This window comes from Ramlibacter ginsenosidimutans, from assembly GCF_016654015.1.
Lineage (GTDB): Bacteria > Pseudomonadota > Gammaproteobacteria > Burkholderiales > Burkholderiaceae_C > Ramlibacter > Ramlibacter ginsenosidimutans.
The window spans coordinates 96,431-111,729 of sequence record NZ_JAEPWM010000006.1; the positions used below are offsets into that span (position 1 = coordinate 96,431).

The following is a 15,299-nucleotide window of genomic DNA, read 5'->3' on the forward strand; positions in this document are numbered from 1 at the left end:
GACGCAAGCCGCGGGTGCACCGCTACACTGGGTCGCATGGCGAAGAGCTTCGATTTCCGGCACGCGCCCGGGCACCTGATCCGGCGTGCGCACCAGGTCTCCTGGGCACTGTTCATGCAGGAGACCGCGGCCTTCGACGTGACGCCGGTGCAGTTCTCCATCCTCAACGCGTTGATGGAAGATCCCGGCGAGGACCAGGTGACGCTCGCCCGCAAGGTCGCGTTCGATCCTGCGACCTTCGGCTCCGTCATCGCGCGGCTGGAAGGGCGCGGCTGGGTGCGGCGTGAAGCCGACGCCGAAGACCGCCGGCGCAAGCTGCTGTGGGTGACCGCCGAAGGCGCCGAGATGGCGCAGAAGATGAAACGCGCCGTGCATCGCGTGCAGCAGCGCATCCTGGAGCCGCTCTCGGCCGCGGAGGGCGAGCAGCTCGTGCACCTGCTCGATCGGCTGGTCGAGGGCCACGAGGAAGTCGGCGGCGAAGACACCGCCTGAGCGCCAGCTCGGCCGCAGCGGCAAGGGTAAGTCCCATGCGGCCCCTGCACGCCAGCCTGAATGATGCTTCGGATGACGATTGCGCCGCCCCGCGACAAGGGGCGCGCGGCCGAGGCAGGACGTGCGTGGGAGCATATCCACCAAGGAGACAGCATGAGCTCACGCAATGCCATCGTTGCCGCCGTCGCGGCGTTTCTTGCGTCCTCCGCGGCCCTGTCGGCCGGCCCGACCGTGGTGAAGGGACCCGGCGAGAATCCCGGCTGCTTCAAGCCCTGGGACGCCAGCACCAAGTACTTCCAGTGGCCGGCCAAGCCCGGCCCGTACCGGATCGCGCTGGCCAACGGCTTCGTCGGCAACACCTGGCGCATCCAGATGATCAAGATGGCCAAGGCCTACGCGGCGACGCCGGAGATGAAGTCCCAGATCAAGGAGTTCAAGATCGTCTCCACGGGCACGGACGTCGCCGCGCAGGTGGCCGCGATCGACAACTTCATCAACTCCGGCTACGACGCGATCATCACGATCGCCGTGAACCCCACCGCCTTCGGTCCGGTGATCAAGCGGGCCAATGCCAAGGGCGTGGTGCTCGTGCCCTTCGACAACGTGCTGGACACGAGCGACGTGATGATGGTCAACGAGGACCAGCTGGCCATGGGCGAGCAGTCGGGCGAATGGGTGGTGAACAACATCCCGTCGAAGTCCGGCAAGCTGCTGGAAGTGCGCGGCGTTCCCGGCAATTCGGTGGACCGCGACCGGCACCTGGGCTTCCGCAAGGTCGTCGAGGCGCCGGGCAACAAGTTCGAGGTCGTCGAGGTCGTGGGCAACTGGGACGACGGCACCGCCCAGAAGGCCGTCGCCGATGCGGTGGCCGTGCACAAGAACTTCGACGGCATGTTCGTGCAGGGCGGCTCCACCGGCGCCGTACGCGCGCTCATCGACGCCAAGCACAAGATGATCCCGGTCGCCGGCGAAGCCGAGAACGGCTTCCGCAAGCTGTGCGCCGAGCGCGCGAAGGACGGCCTCCTGTGCGCCTCGCTCGGGCAGTCGCCGGGCCTGGTGGCGATCTCGATGAAGGCGGCGGTCACGGCGCTGCAAGGCAAGGTGATGCCGCAGATGATCTCGGTGCCCATCCCCACGGCCACGCACCCGAACTTCAAGGCCAACGTCAACTACTTCCCCGAGCTGACGGACAACTTCTTCACCACCAACGACTTCCCGCCCTGCGGCGTGAACCTCAAGGCCACCGACATCATGTCGAAGGACGAGAAGAACAACTGAGGCACGCGGCCTTGGACCCCGTCCTGCAGCTCGTCGAGGTGTCCAAGCGCTATGGCGGGGTCCGCGCGCTTGCGCACGCGGACTTCGCCTGCACCGCCGGGCGCATCCACGCGCTGCTGGGCGAGAACGGCGCTGGCAAGTCCACGCTGATCAAGGTGATGGCGGGCGTGGTGCAGCCCGACGAGGGACGCATCGTGCTGCAGGGACGCGAGCGCCGTTTCGCGCATCCGCAGGAAGCGGTCTCCGCCGGCATCGCCTGCATCTTCCAGGAGCTCTCGCTGCTGCCGGACCTGAGCGTCGCCGACAACATCTGCATCACCAACCCGCCGCGGCGCTTCGGGCTGATCGATCGCAAGGAGCAGCGACGGCGCGCCGAGGCGGCGCTCGCGCGTGCGGGCGCGCAGGACATCCACCCGCTGGCGCCCGTGGCTGGCCTGCCGCTGTCGCGGCGGCAGCTCGTGGAGATCGCGAAGGCGCTGGCCCGCGACCCGAAGATCCTGATCCTGGACGAGGCGACCTCGGCGCTGACGGCGGCCGACGTGCAGCGCGTCTTCGCGCTGCTGCGGCGGCTGCGCTCGGAAGGACTGGCAATCGTCTACATCTCGCACCGCATGCCGGAAATCGCGGAACTGGCGGACGACTGCTCGGTGTTCCGCAACGGCACGCGCGTGGCCAGCTTCGAGGCCGGCACGCGCAGCGACGCGCAGGTGCTGGAGATGATGATTGGCCGCGACATCGCGCACGCCTTCCCGCCCAAGCCGCCGCCGCCGGCGAACCAGCCGGCGCCCGTGCTGCAGACGCGGCGCCTCGGCTGGGCCGGGCGGCTGCACGACATCGACCTGGCGGTGCGCCCCGGCGAGATCGTGGGGCTCGGCGGCCTCGACGGCCAGGGGCAGCGCGAGCTGTTCCTGGCCTTGTTCGGCGTGCTGCGCGGCGTCACCGGCGAAGTGCGCATCGATGGCCTCCCCGCGCGCACGCGCGACCCGCGTGCAGCGAAGGCGCGCGCGCAGGGCATCGCGCTGGTGCCCGAGGACCGCAAGATGGACGGCCTGCTGCTGCCCATGTCCGTCAACGACAACCTCAGCCTCGCCGCCCTGGACCGCTTCAGCCGCGCAGGCGTGCTGGTCGCCGCGGCCGAACGCGAAGCCGTGGGCGGCATGGTGCGGCGCCTCGCGATCAAGGTCGGCGACCCGGGCGATCCGGTCGCCACGCTGTCCGGCGGCAACCAGCAGAAGGTGGTGATCGGCAAATGGCTGCTGACGGCGCCGCGCATCCTGCTGCTGAACGATCCCACCCGCGGCATCGACGTGGGCACCAAGCAGGAGATCTACGCCTTGATCCGCGAGCTCGCCGCCGAAGGCGCGGCGGTGCTGCTGTATTCCACCGACTACGCGGAGCTGATCGGCTGCTGCGACCGCGTCGCCGTGTTCTACGGCGGCCGCATCGTGCGCTGGCTGCAAGGCGATGCGCTTACGGAACGCGCGCTGGTCGCCAGCGCGCTGGACCTGCAGGAGGCGGCATGACACGGTTGGAGTGGCAGTACCGGCTGCGCGAACAGCGCGCCACGATGGCGGCCGTGGCACTGTTCGTGGTCCTGTTTGCGCTCTACATCGGCAAGCACCCGGTCGGCTGGGACGCCGCCGTGCTCACGACGGCCGCGAACAAGGGCGTGCTGCTGGCGGTGGCCGCGATGGCGCAGACGCTGCCGGTGCTCACGGGCGGCATCGACCTGTCGGTGGGCATGGTGTTCGTGCTGGCGAACTGCCTGGCCTCGCACCTGGTCGTGGGCTCGGGCTGGCATGCTGCGCTTGGCGTCGCCGCGGTGCTGGCGACGGGTGCCGCCTGCGGACTGGTGAACGGATTCATCATCGTCTACGGACGGCTGCAGCCGATCATCACGACGCTTGCCACCGGGATCGTGTACTTCGGCCTGGCGCTGGGACTGCGGCCCGTGCCCGGCGGCGACGTCCACGCCGGCGTGGCGGAGGCGCTGACCGGCTCGCTGCCGGGCGCCGTGCCCAGCATGCTGCTGGTGTTGCTCGCGGTGGTGCTGCTCGTCTGGCTGCCTTACCGCCGCTCGGTGCTCGGGCGCGCGGCCCTCGCCATCGGCTCCTCGGAGACGGCCAGCTACATGTCCGGCGTGGCGATGGGCCGGACCATCCTGCTCACGTACACCCTGGCCGGCCTGCTCGCCGCGATCGGCGGCCTCCTGCTCACCTTCGTCACGTTCTCGGGCGAGGCTTCGTCGGCCATCGGCGGCGTCTACACGCTCAACTCCATCGCGGCGGTGGTGATCGGCGGTGTCTCGCTCGCAGGGGGCAGTGGCAGCGCCGTCGGCGCGATCTTCGGCGCCTTCGCATTGCGCACCATTGGCGACCTGCTGTTCGTGTTCGACTTCGAGCCCTTGTGGCAGCCGCTGTTCCAGGGCGTGATCCTGCTGGTCGCCGTGAGCGTCGGCTCCATCCGCCTGCTGCGCGTGGGCAACCGGCTCGCGCTCTTCCGCTGAAACCGATGACGACGATCGCCTTGCGCATGCGCAGCTCCCGCCACCTGCCGGTGCTGGCAGGGGCCGCATGCACGCTGGTGCTGCTGCTGGTGGGCAGCCTCTACTCGCGCAACTTCCTCTCGCCCGAGTACCTGCTGCTGCAGCTGCAGATCGCGTCCTTCCTCGGCATCATCGCGACCGGCGCGATGCTCGTCATCCTGCTGGGCGGCATCGACCTGTCGGTGCCCTGGCTCGTGACGGTAGGCGGCATGATGTCGGCCGCGGCCGCAGGCTGGTGGCACGGGCAGGGCGCAGCGATCGCGATTCCCTTTGGCATCCTCTGCGGCGCGCTGCTGGGCCTGCTGAACGGGATCGGCGTCGCCTACCTGCGCGTGCCCTCGATGATCTTCACCCTCGGCATGAACGCCGTCGCCCAGGGACTCATCGTCGTGCACACGGGCGGCTTCGCGCCGCAGGACCGCGCCACACCCGCGATGCACCTGGTCGCGACGGGGCGCTCCTTCCTCGGCATTCCCAACGCCTTGCTGGTCTGGGCGGTGGTGGGCGCGGGCGCCTTGTTCCTCCTGCACCGGACCGCGTTCGGGCGCGCGGTGTACGCCGTCGGCAACCGTGAGCGCGCGGCCTATCTTTCAGGCATTGCCACGCGCCGCGTCACCTTGCTCTGCTTCGTGATCGCCGGCGCGTGTTCGGCGGCCGCCGGCGTGCTGCTCACCGGCTATTCCACGAAGGCCTACCAGGCCATGGGCGATGCGTACCAGCTGCCCGCCATCGCCGCGGTGGTGCTGGGCGGCACCCACATCCTCGGGGGACGCGGTTCCTACCTGGGGACCGTCGTGGGTGTCGTGCTGGTCACGCTGCTGCAATCCATCCTCTCCGTGATGCAGATCCCGGAGATGGGCCGCCAGGTGGCCTACGGCCTGGTGATCATCGCGATGCTGCTGGTGTACGGCCGAGGGCGCCGGCACGCGGCTTGAGGAGGCCTTCATGGCGATCGAACTCACGTCCAGTTTCGAAGTCATCGACGAGCGCTTCCGCGCGCTGGCGTTCGGCAACGTGCACCTGGAACGCCTGTACACGGGTTGCCGCTGGGCCGAGGGACCGGCGTGGTTCGCCGCCGGCCGCTACCTGGTCTGGTCCGACATCCCGAACGACCGCATGCTGCGCTGGGACGAGACCGACGGCTCGGTGTCCGTGTTCCGCCAGCCGGCGATGAACACGAACGGGCACACGGTGGACCTGCAAGGCCGGCTGGTGTCCTGCGAGCACCGGGGCCGCTGCGTCTCGCGCACGGAGCACGACGGCACGCGCACGGTGCTGGCCGAGCGCTTCGAAGGCAAGCGCTTCAACTCGCCCAACGACCTGGTCGTGAAGTCGGACGGCAGCATCTGGTTCTCCGATCCGAGCTACGGGATCGACAGCGACTACGAAGGCGATGCCGCTCCCGGCGAACTGGGCGAATGCTGCCTCTATCGCATCGACGGCGACTCCGGTGCGGTGAGCCGGGTGGCGACCGGCTTCGTGCAGCCGAACGGGCTGGCCTTCTCGCCCGACGAGCGCTGGCTCTATGTGGCGGACACGGGGGCGACGCACGTCGCGGGGGGACCACGGCACATCCGCCGCTTCCAGGTGAAGGAGGGCGGCCGCGCGCTTGCGGGCGGCGAGGTGTGGGCGCAATGCGGTGCCGGTCTCTTCGACGGCTTCCGCGTCGACGTGCATGGCCACGTCTGGACCAGCGCCGGCGACGGCGTGCATTGCTACGCGCCGGACGGTGTGCTTCTCGGCAAGGTGCGCGTGCCCGAGGCCGTCGCCAACGTGTGCTTCGGCGGGCCCAAGCTGAATCGCCTGTTCATCTGCGCGACGAGCTCGCTGTACTCGGTGTACCTGAACACGCGGGCCGTGCCGCGGCCTAGGACGACTTGGCCAGCAGCGTGAAGTGCTCCACCACCGGCGGCTGCGCGAAGAACGGCCCCACGATGCTGCGCCATTGCGCGAACAGCGGGCTTTGGCGGAAGCCCACGGTATGCGCCTCCAGCGTGTCCCAGAAGATCTGCAGGATGTAGCGCTCGGGGGATTCGATGCCCTTGTTCACCTTCCAGCCGCGCATGCCCTCCGCGTGGGCAGCGACCGTGCGCAGTCCGCGTTCGATGGCTTCGTCAAAGGCGGCCTGCTGGCCGGGTCGGATGCGGATGTCGGCGACTTCGAGGATCATGCGGTTCTCCTTGGCAGTCGCGCAGTCTAGCCGTAAGCTCGTCACGCTCCGCGCGCGTTCCGGGGCGATTCGCCAGCAGCTTCAGGAGATGCCATGAGACAGATCGCACTTGCCTTGGCCGCAGCCGCCTTGCTCGCGTCGTGCGCGGACACGGGCGCGCCCATGAGCGACACCACGAAGAGCACCTTGATCGGCACCGGCATCGGCGCGCTCGCCGGAGCGGCCATCGGCGGCAATGCGAAAGGCGCCGTGATCGGCGGCGCTGTGGGCGCGGCCGGGGGCTACGGCTGGTCCAAGTACATGGAGAACAAGAAGGCGCAGATGCAGCAGGCGACCGCAGGCAGCGGCGTGAACGTCGTGCAGACGCCCGACAACCAGCTGAAGCTCGAAGTGCCCAGCGACATCTCGTTCGCAGTCGGCCGCGCGGACATCAACCCGCGGCTGCGTCCCATCCTCGACCAGTTCGCCAGCGGCCTCGGCGGGCAGGCCAACACCGAAGTGCGCATCGTCGGCCACACCGACAACACCGGCGGCGACGCCCTCAATGACAGGCTTTCGCTTGAGCGCGCCGAGTCGGTCAAGAACTACCTGGTGGACCGGGGCGTGCGCGCCGACAGCATCCAGGTGGCGGGCCGCGGCGAACGCGAACCGGTGGCCGACAACAGCACGGAAGCCGGCCGCGCAAGGAACCGGCGGGTGGAGATCTTCCTGGGCGAGCGGGCGAACGTGTCGTCGCGTTGAAGCGCAGACTGCTAGTGCTGCGTCGCCGGCAGGTCGACGGTCAGTCCGTCGAGCGCCGGCGCGAGTTCGATCTGGCAACTCAGTCGGCTGTTCGCCTGGCGCGGCGCCGCGGTGAATTCCAGCATGCCCAGCTCGTCGTCCTGCGGGGGCGGCAGTTGCGCGGCGAAGGGTTCGCGGACATACACGTGGCAGGTCGCGCAGGTGAGCAGGCCGCCGCAGTCCGCCTCGATGCGGCGCACGTTCGCAGCGACCGCGGCCTGCATGAGGCTTTCGCCGGGTTTCGCTTCCAGGGTGGTTTCGGCGCCGTCCGGGGCCACGAGGTGGATCCTGATCATGCTCAGAGGCGGGCGAAGTACTCGCGCCGCTGGAATTCGTCCGGGTCCTCGGCGGCGGCGAAGCGCTGCTGCTCGGACCGCTTGATGCGGGTGTAGTAGTCGACGAAGCCGCGGCCGAAGGCATCGCAGAGCACCGTGTCCTGCTCGAGCGCCGACAGCGCATCGCCCAGGCTGGTGGGCAGGGATTCGCCCTGGCCGGCGTAGGGTGCATCGGTGGCGCGCGGCGCCCGCAGTGCGCGGGCGATGCCGTCCAGGCCGGCGTGCACCTGCGATGCGAAGTAGAGGTACGGATTGGCGGCCGGCTCGCCGATGCGGTTCTCGATGCGCGTCGCCGCGTCGCCGCAGCCGCCGATCACGCGCAGCAGCGCGCCGCGGTTGTCGCGGCCCCACAGCACGGACTGCGGCGCCAGCGCATTCGGGCGGAAGCGGCCGAAGCCATTGGCGGTCGGCGTGCAGAACACGGTCGTGCCGCGCGCGTGCGCGAGCAGGCCGGCGAGATAGTGCTCGCCGAGGTCCGACAGCGTGTGCGCCGCATCCGAGGAATCGGTGCCGGCTTTCGGCACGTCGCGCTGGAAGGCGTTGCGCCCGGTGCCAGCGTCGCACAGCGACTGGTGCAGGTGCCAGCCGCTCGACATGATGTTGGGGAAGGGCGGGCGGCACATGAAGCTCGCGTGGTAGCCCGCACGCCGCAGCGCCATCTTCACGGCATTGCGGAACAGCACCATGTTGTCCGCGGCGGCGAGGGCGTCCGTCGCCTCGAACACCGCTTCCACCTGGCTGGGCCCCAGTTCGATCTCCAGCGACAGCAGCGGCAGGCCGAGCGCCTGCGCCGTGTGCTGCACGATGCGCATAGGCTCCTCCGCCTGGTCGTACCAGCCTTCGGCCAGCAGGTTGTAGCCGGGATGCACGAGGCTCACCGCCGGCGCCGGCGGCGGCCACGCGGACTGCATTGGATCCAGCGCGGGCTGCGTGTCCTGCAGCTTGTAGATGTGGAACTCCACCTCCAGCCCGCACTTCAGGGTGAAGCCCGCCTCGGCCAGCCGCGCGAGCGCGCGCTGCAGCACGCGCCGCGTGTCCAGCTCCACCGGCGTGCCGTCCTCGAACCAGGGCTGCGCGCGCAACCAGCCGGTGGCGGGCGTCCAGGGCAGCTGGCGGAAACTGTCCGGGTCGGCGAGCAGCAGCAGGTTGTTGGCGAAGCCGAAGCCAGGCAGGCTGGCGGTGCCACCCGGCTCGAACACCTTGAACGCAGTCCGGTCCGAGGTGTCCTTGAGCAGCAGCGTGCTGACCAGGCCCACGCCTTCGCGCAGTGCGCGTTCGGCCGCCGCGGCCACCAGCGTCTTGCCGCGCAACACGCCGTGCTGGTCGCACCAGGCGAAGCGCACGAGTTCCAGGCCTTGCCCGGAAATGAGCCGGCCCAGGCGCTGCACGGCCTGCTCGCGCGCGGCGTCGTGGATGCCGCAGCGTTGCGCGAACGAACTCACGTGGCCTGCGCCTCGACCTGGGACGCGGTGCCCTGCAGCCAGGGCGCGCCCGCGCGCTTGGCGCGCACGCGCTCCTGCCACCAGGTGCTCCAGGTGCCCGCGGGCGCGATGCCGTCCACCGTATCCGGCCCTTGCATCTGCGCCGCCAGGCTCGCATCGGCCGCGCCGGGCGCGGTGCCGCCGGCCTGCACGGCCTCGATCGCCTTGAGCAGCATGCGCCGGTTGGCCATGATCACCTTGTCGCTGGTGCCCAGGTGCTCGCGCGTGCGGTCCTGGATGGGCCCCATGCTCTCGACGGCCCACTGGTCGTGGACGTTGATGTCTTCCTCGCCCATGCCCAGGTAGGTCTGCGTGCGCTGCTCCTCGGGATTGAAGCCCCAGCGGTTGTGGCGGCCGGACTTCGGCAGGTAGTCGGGCAGCGAGATGAACTGCAGGCGCTGGTTGCGCATCGCGTCCTTGTCCACCGGGGCGCCGAAGCTGGTGAAGATCGAGTACCAGTAGGTGTGCTCGTCGTCGACGGGCAGGTGCATCTGCGTGATGGTGAGCGTCTCCGACAGCGGGATCACGAAGGTGTGCGGGAAGATCGCCTGGGTGACGCGCACGTGCGTGAGCTCCTCGGTCATCGGCCTCAGCGTCGTGAGCTGCAGGCCCCAGGGCCTGGCTTCCGCGGCGATCTCCGGCTGGTGGAACTCGCGCATGATCCGGCTCATCGGCCACTTCTCGCCGGCAAACTCGCCTGCGCTGGCGCTGCGGAACTGCTTGCCCGCCGCGTTCTCGCCGACGGCGTCGAGCGGCGCGTCATTGAGGAAGCGGTGCAGGAACGAGGGATGCGCCGGGTCGATGCCGACTTCGAACGCCTGCAGCCAGTTGCAGTGCCACAGGCCCTTGAACGCGAAGGTGTGCGTCGCGGGCGCCGCAAAGCAGTCGAAGGCGGGGAAGGGCGGCGCCTTGCCTTCTTCTCCCAGCCACGCGAACAGCACGCCACTCTTCTCGAGCACCGGATAATTGCGCTGCCGCACGCGCTCGCACAGCTTGCTGCCCGCGGGCTCGGCGGGCGTTTCCAGGCAGCGGCCGGTGGCGTCGAACTTCCAGCCATGGAAGGGACAGCGCAGCCCGTCGCCTTCGTGGCGCCCGAAGGAGAGATCGGCGCCCCGGTGCGGGCAGTCGCGATCGAGCAGGCCCCAGCGGCCCGAGGCCTCGCGGAACAGCACGAGGTCTTGCCCCATCACCCGCAGCGCCTTCACCGGCCGGTTCGCCATGCGCGGATCGAGCCGCGCATCGAATTCGTCGACCAGGGCAACGGGTTGCCAGTAGCTGCGCAGCACCGCCCCGCAGGGCGTCCCGGGGCCGATGCGCGTGACCAGTTCGTTCTGTTCTGCTTTCATGGCTTCAGGAGTGCTGGATGACGCCGCATGCGAGGCGCGGGCCCGAGTTGCCGGCGGGCTGCGACGTGAAGTCGTCCGGGTCGCGATGCACCACCACGCTGCGGCCGATCACGTTGTGCTCGCCGGTGCCGACACCGAAGTCGGCGGATACTAAGTTGACGTGGGCGACCCCCGCCGCATCGGCGCGCAAGCTCGGGAGGTCGCCTTCATGGTGCTCGCGCTGGTCGTAGCGTCCGTGCGCATGCTTGCCGGGGTTGTAGTGGCCGCCGGCGCTCATGGCGTCGGGGCTGGAGCAGTCGCCCTTCTCGTGGATGTGGAAACCGTGTTCCGCGTCCGGCTTGAGCCCGCTGATTTCGCCGGAGACCAGCACCCGGTCGCCTTGCTGCGTGAAGTACAGGGTGCCCGATGCACTGTTTCCGACGGTTGGCGAGAGGACCGCGCGTGCAGTGGCGCCCGTCGGGCCGTTCATGTGGGAGCAGGCCGCCAGCAGCAAGGCAGTGGCGCAGGCGATGAGGTGGCGCATGGCGTTCCCTCCTCGCTTCAGGCCAGCGCCTGCCGCAACTGCGCGGCGCACAGTTGCACCGCGACGTTCGCTTCGTCGATCACGCGGCCCATCAGGATGAAGCCGTGGATCTGCCGCTCGAAGTTCACCAGCGCCGCCCGGTTGCCGGCCTCGGACAGCTTCTGCGCGTACTGCAGCCCTTCGTCGCGCAGCGGGTCGTAGCCCGCGGTGAGCACGAACGCCGGCGGCAGGCGTGCATGGTCGGCGTGCAGCAGCGGCGAGGCGCGCCAGTCGAGGTCCTGCGCCGGGTCGGCGATGTAGTGGTCGTGAAAGTAGTTCATCGTGTCGCGCGTGAGCAGGTAGCCCTCGCCATTGCTGGTGTGCGAGGGCGCGCCGCGGCGCTGGTCCGTCGCCGGATAGATCAGCAGCTGGAACGCGATCGGCAGGTCGCCGTTGTCACGCGCCGCGAGCGCGACCACCGCCGCGAGGTTGCCGCCGGCGCTGTCGCCGCCGACGGCCAGTCGCCCGGGGTCGACCTTCAATGCCGCGGCGTTCGCGCGGACCCAGCGCGTCGCTGCGATGCAGTCGTCCACCGCGGCCGGGAAGCGATGCTCGGGGCCCATGCGGTAATCGACCGCGATCACCGCGCAGCCGGACAGGTTGGCGAGCTGCCGGCACAACGTGTCGTGCGTGTCCAGGTCGCCGATCACCCAGCCGCCGCCGTGGTAGTAGACGAGCACCGGCAGGGCGGCGTCGGCAGGCGAGCCGGCGGGCCGGTAGCTGCGCAGCGGGATCGGCCCCGCCGGGCCGCGCGCCTCCAGGTCGCGCACCAAGGCCACCGGGGGCGGCTCGGGCTGCGTGTACGTGCGCCGATCGCGGTACAGCGCGCGCGCTTGCTCGACGCTGAGGGTGTGCGTCGCCGGCACGCCCTTCTCTTCGATCAGGCGCAGCAGCGCCCGGGCCTGAGGATGCAGCATGCTCGTCTCCGGTGGTTTCGCCGCAGTGTAGAGGAGAGTTGTTTATGCTTCGAGTCCATGAAGCTCCACAACTATTTCCGCTCCTCCGCCTCCTTCCGGGTGCGCATCGCGCTGGAGCTCAAGGGCCTGGCGTACGACTACCTGCCGGTGCACCTCGTCAAGGGCGAGCACAAGTCCGAGCGCTACGCCGCCGTCTCTCCTTCGGGGCTCGTCCCGGCGCTGGAGACGGACTCCGGCGAGGTGATCGGCCAGTCGATGGCCATCATCGAATACCTGGACGAGACGCACCCCGAGCCGCCGCTGCTGCCGAAGGACCCGCTGGGCCGCGCCCGGGTGCGGGCGCTGGCGCAGCTGATCGCCTGCGAGATCCATCCGCTGAACAACCTGCGCGTGCTGAAGTACCTCGTGCGCGACATGAAGGTGACCGAGGAGGCGAAGAACACCTGGTACCGGCACTGGGTGCGCAGCGGCCTGGAGGCGTACGAGGCCGAGTTGCAGCGACTGCCCGCCTCCACCTTCTCCTTCGGCGATACGCCTTCGCTGGCGGACTGCTGCCTGGTGCCGCAGATCTTCAACGGCAAGCGCTTCGACGTGGACTTCAGCGGGCTGCCGCGCACCATGGCGGCTTTCGACGCGTGCATGAAGCTGCCGGCGTTCCAGCGAGCCCAACCCTCGAACTGCCCGGACAACGAAGGTTGAGGCCGTGACGCCGCAGTGGGACCTGCCGGCGGGCGTGCACGCGTTCTGCAGCGAGCGCGCGGGCGGTGTCTCGTCCGGAGCCTATGCATCCCTGAACCTGGGTGATCACGTCGGCGACGAGCCGGCGGCGGTGGCGGAGAACCGCCGCCGGCTGGCCACGCAGATCGGTACGCGACCGGTGTTCCTGCAGCAGGTGCATGGGCGCGGCGTCGTGCGGCTCACGCGCGAGACCGCCGATGGCACCGAGGCCGATGCCTGCTGGACCACCGAGAGCGGCGTGGCCTGCACGATGATGGTCGCGGATTGCCTGCCCGTGCTGCTGGCGGCCGCCGATGGCCGCGTGGTCGGGGCGGCGCACTGCGGCTGGCGCGGACTGGCCGGCGGCGTGATCGAGGCGCTGTGGCAGGCGATGGAGCAGGGCGGCGCGCACCCCGGCACGGCGACCGCCTGGCTGGGCCCGTGCATCGGGCCGGAGGCCTTCGAGGTGGGCCCGGAGGTACGCAGTGCCTTCGTGGACTCCGACCCCGGCGCCGCTTTCGCCTTCACTCCCTATGGTGAGGGCAAGTTCCTCGCCGACCTGCAGGTCCTCGCGCGCAGGCGCCTGGCCAGGCTCGGCATCGGCGCGGTGCAAGGCAATGACGGCAGCCTGCCGTGGTCGACCGTCGCCCAGGTCTCACGGTTCTTCTCGCACCGGCGGGACCGGGTCAGCGGGCGGTTCGCCGCCGGCATCTGGCGCGACTGACGCCTGGGCTTCGCGCCGCAGCCGGGCAGCGCGCCGCGCCGGCCTGCCCATGAGGTACATCAAAAGGGCGACAGGACCGACTCCATAGAGTACAAAGGTGACGACGGCGCCGAGGACGGTGCCGTCCGGATGGTTCGCTTCCGCCACCGCCATCATGAGGGCGACGTAGATCCAGCCGACGACGATGAGGTACATGCTTCCGCCGAAAGAATGTTGCAGTGCAACATGGATGATGGGATACTTCGGGCCGGCAAAAAAGTCAGGAGACAGGTATGGATTCTCACGTGGACTGGGCTGCTCAGGCCCGCCAGTTCCAGCAGGGCGTCGGCCAGCAATGGTCGCAGGCGCTGCAGGCTTTCCAGCAAGGCGCCACGGGCTTTCCTGCCCTGCGCTTCGAGCCGGCCAAGCTGATGGAACTGCAGCAAGCCTACGTGCGGGAGGCCTCCGATCTCTGGAACGAGGGACTCGGCGAACGCAAGTCGGGCGACAAGCGATTCGCCAGCGACGCCTGGTCGCGCAATCCGGTGGCGGCATTCTCCGCCGCGGTGTACCTGCTGAACGCGCGCACGCTGCTGGGCCTGGCCGAGGCCGCCGACACGGACGCGAAGACGAAGGCGCGCCTGCGCTTCGCCGTGGAGCAATGGATGGCCGCTTCGGCGCCCAGCAACTTCATGGCCCTGAACGCCGAAGCGCAGCAGAAGGCGCTGGAGACCAAGGGCGAGAGCATCGCCCGCGGCGTGCAAAACCTGCTGGCGGACCTGCAGGTCGGGCGCGTGTCGATGACCGACGAGAGCGCGTTCGAGGTGGGCCAGAACGTGGCCAGCACCGAAGGCGCGGTGGTGTTCGAGAACGACCTGTTCCAGCTGATCGAATACAAGCCGCTCACCAGGCAGGTGTACGAGCGTCCGTTCCTGGTCGTGCCGCCCTGCATCAACAAGTTCTACATCCTCGACCTGCAGCCGGAGAACTCGCTGATCCGCTACCTGGTGGAGCAGGGGCATCGCACCTTCGTCGTGAGCTGGCGCAACCCGGACGCCTCGATGGAAGACAAGACCTGGGACGACTACGTCGAGGACGCCGCGATCAGGGCGATCTCGGTGGTGCAGGACATCTCGGGCGCGAAGCAGATCAATGCGCTGGGCTTCTGCGTCGGCGGCACCATCCTCGGCACCGCGCTGGCGGTGCTCGCCGCGCGCAAGGAAAAGCCGGTCGCGTCCGCGACCTTCCTCACCGCCATGCTCGACTTCAGTGACACCGGCGTTCTCGACGTGTTCGTGGACGAGGCCTCGGTGAAGATGCGCGAGATGATGATGGGCACGAAGGGCCTGCTCAAGGGCCAGGAACTCGCGTCCACCTTCAGCTTCCTGCGGCCCAACGACCTGGTCTGGAACTACGTCGTCGGCAACTACCTCAAGGGCGAGAGCCCGCCGCCCTTCGACCTGCTCTACTGGAACAGCGACGCGACCAACCTGCCGGGGCCCATGTACACCTGGTACCTGCGCAACACCTACCTCGAGAACAACCTGGTGAAGCCGGGCAAGCTCACGGTCTGCGGCGAGAAGGTGGACCTGAGCAACGTCGACATCCCGGTCTTCTTCTACGGGTCCCGCGAGGACCACATCGTGCCGGTCCAGGCCGCGTACCTGTCGGTGAAGCACCTGCCGGGCAAGAAGCGCTTCGTGATGGGCGCCTCCGGCCACATCGCCGGCGTGATCAATCCGCCGGCGAAGAACAAGCGCTCGTACTGGACCAACGACAAGCTGCCGGAAAACTTCGACGCCTGGGTCGCCGGTGCGAAGGAGCACGCCGGCAGCTGGTGGCCCGACTGGGCGAGCTGGCTCAAGCCGCAGGCGGGCAAGCAGATTCCCGCTCCGAAGACCTATGGCCGAGCCGGCAAGTACAAGGCCATTGAACCGGCACCCGGCCGCTATGTGAAGGCGAAAGCGTAGCTT

The 15,299-nt window shown here is 69.3% G+C and carries 17 protein-coding genes; 10 read left to right on the top strand and 7 right to left on the bottom strand.

What is annotated here, in order from left to right; all coding sequences use genetic code 11:
• Positions 1 to 36: 36 nt before the first annotated feature.
• The 6 genes from JJB11_RS15440 (at position 37) to JJB11_RS15465 (ending at position 6,208) form a co-directional block, all read left to right on the top strand.
• A complete protein-coding gene (locus tag JJB11_RS15440; RefSeq protein WP_201173046.1) occupies positions 37 to 492 on the top strand; it encodes a MarR family winged helix-turn-helix transcriptional regulator in 456 nt (151 codons plus the stop codon).
• A 153-nt stretch (positions 493 to 645) separates the two neighbouring features.
• A complete protein-coding gene (locus JJB11_RS15445; protein ID WP_201173048.1) occupies positions 646 to 1,770 on the top strand; it encodes a sugar ABC transporter substrate-binding protein in 1,125 nt (374 codons plus the stop codon).
• Entirely contained in the window at positions 1,767 to 3,293 is a 1,527-nt protein-coding gene (locus JJB11_RS15450) for a sugar ABC transporter ATP-binding protein (RefSeq protein ID WP_201173591.1), read from the top strand. Before JJB11_RS15445 ends, JJB11_RS15450 begins: the two co-directional genes overlap by 4 nt.
• Positions 3,290 to 4,276, top strand: coding sequence for an ABC transporter permease (locus JJB11_RS15455; RefSeq protein WP_201173050.1), 987 nt, complete (start codon positions 3,290 to 3,292; stop codon positions 4,274 to 4,276). Before JJB11_RS15450 ends, JJB11_RS15455 begins: the two co-directional genes overlap by 4 nt.
• Positions 4,277 to 4,281: 5 nt before the next feature.
• The gene (locus tag JJB11_RS15460) at positions 4,282 to 5,250 is read left to right on the top strand and encodes an ABC transporter permease (protein WP_201173052.1); all 969 of its coding nucleotides are present in this window, start codon (positions 4,282 to 4,284) and stop codon (positions 5,248 to 5,250) included.
• 10 nt (positions 5,251 to 5,260) lie between these two features.
• The gene (locus tag JJB11_RS15465; protein ID WP_201173055.1) at positions 5,261 to 6,208 is read left to right on the top strand and encodes an SMP-30/gluconolactonase/LRE family protein; all 948 of its coding nucleotides are present in this window, start codon (positions 5,261 to 5,263) and stop codon (positions 6,206 to 6,208) included.
• On the opposite strand, the gene JJB11_RS15470 is transcribed toward JJB11_RS15465, so the two are convergent.
• Positions 6,183 to 6,485: an antibiotic biosynthesis monooxygenase family protein gene (locus tag JJB11_RS15470; RefSeq protein WP_201173057.1), complete on the bottom strand. Its 303-nt coding sequence runs from the start codon at positions 6,483 to 6,485 to the stop codon at positions 6,183 to 6,185. The genes JJB11_RS15465 and JJB11_RS15470 overlap by 26 nt on opposite strands.
• A gap of 93 nt (positions 6,486 to 6,578) precedes the next feature.
• Between JJB11_RS15470 and JJB11_RS15475 the strand changes: the two genes are divergently transcribed.
• Positions 6,579 to 7,226 (top strand): YiaD family glycine zipper/OmpA-like lipoprotein, encoded by a 648-nt coding sequence (locus tag JJB11_RS15475; protein WP_201173059.1) that lies wholly within the window; start codon positions 6,579 to 6,581, stop codon positions 7,224 to 7,226.
• Positions 7,227 to 7,237: 11 nt separating this feature from the next.
• Here JJB11_RS15475 and JJB11_RS15480 read toward each other — a convergent pair whose 3' ends face one another.
• From JJB11_RS15480 to JJB11_RS15500, 5 genes are read right to left on the bottom strand one after another with little or no spacing between them, the layout of a single operon-like run.
• Positions 7,238 to 7,561 (bottom strand): 2Fe-2S iron-sulfur cluster-binding protein, encoded by a 324-nt coding sequence (locus JJB11_RS15480; protein ID WP_201173062.1) that lies wholly within the window; start codon positions 7,559 to 7,561, stop codon positions 7,238 to 7,240.
• Between the two features lie 2 nt (positions 7,562 to 7,563).
• Entirely contained in the window at positions 7,564 to 9,042 is a 1,479-nt protein-coding gene (locus JJB11_RS15485) for a type I glutamate--ammonia ligase (protein WP_201173065.1), read from the bottom strand.
• Positions 9,039 to 10,427: a Rieske 2Fe-2S domain-containing protein gene (locus tag JJB11_RS15490; protein WP_201173075.1), complete on the bottom strand. Its 1,389-nt coding sequence runs from the start codon at positions 10,425 to 10,427 to the stop codon at positions 9,039 to 9,041. The genes JJB11_RS15485 and JJB11_RS15490 overlap by 4 nt, the downstream gene beginning before the upstream one ends.
• Positions 10,428 to 10,431: 4 nt before the next feature.
• The gene (locus tag JJB11_RS15495; RefSeq protein ID WP_201173077.1) at positions 10,432 to 10,950 is read right to left on the bottom strand and encodes a superoxide dismutase family protein; all 519 of its coding nucleotides are present in this window, start codon (positions 10,948 to 10,950) and stop codon (positions 10,432 to 10,434) included.
• A gap of 17 nt (positions 10,951 to 10,967) precedes the next feature.
• Complete coding sequence (locus tag JJB11_RS15500) at positions 10,968 to 11,906, bottom strand: alpha/beta hydrolase (RefSeq protein WP_201173079.1); 939 nt, start codon at positions 11,904 to 11,906, stop codon at positions 10,968 to 10,970.
• A 57-nt stretch (positions 11,907 to 11,963) separates the two neighbouring features.
• On the opposite strand from JJB11_RS15500, the gene maiA reads away from it, so the two are divergent.
• Both maiA and pgeF read left to right on the top strand, forming a co-directional pair.
• A complete protein-coding gene (gene maiA, locus JJB11_RS15505; RefSeq protein WP_201173082.1) occupies positions 11,964 to 12,605 on the top strand; it encodes a maleylacetoacetate isomerase in 642 nt (213 codons plus the stop codon).
• A 4-nt stretch (positions 12,606 to 12,609) separates the two neighbouring features.
• A complete protein-coding gene (gene pgeF / locus JJB11_RS15510; RefSeq protein WP_201173084.1) occupies positions 12,610 to 13,347 on the top strand; it encodes a peptidoglycan editing factor PgeF in 738 nt (245 codons plus the stop codon).
• Here the strand turns inward: pgeF and JJB11_RS15515 are convergent.
• Complete coding sequence (locus JJB11_RS15515) at positions 13,279 to 13,542, bottom strand: hypothetical protein (protein WP_201173087.1); 264 nt, start codon at positions 13,540 to 13,542, stop codon at positions 13,279 to 13,281. The genes pgeF and JJB11_RS15515 overlap by 69 nt on opposite strands.
• A gap of 77 nt (positions 13,543 to 13,619) precedes the next feature.
• On the opposite strand from JJB11_RS15515, the gene JJB11_RS15520 reads away from it, so the two are divergent.
• Positions 13,620 to 15,296, top strand: coding sequence for a PHA/PHB synthase family protein (locus JJB11_RS15520; protein WP_201173090.1), 1,677 nt, complete (start codon positions 13,620 to 13,622; stop codon positions 15,294 to 15,296).
• The last annotated feature ends 3 nt before the right edge of the window (positions 15,297 to 15,299 follow it).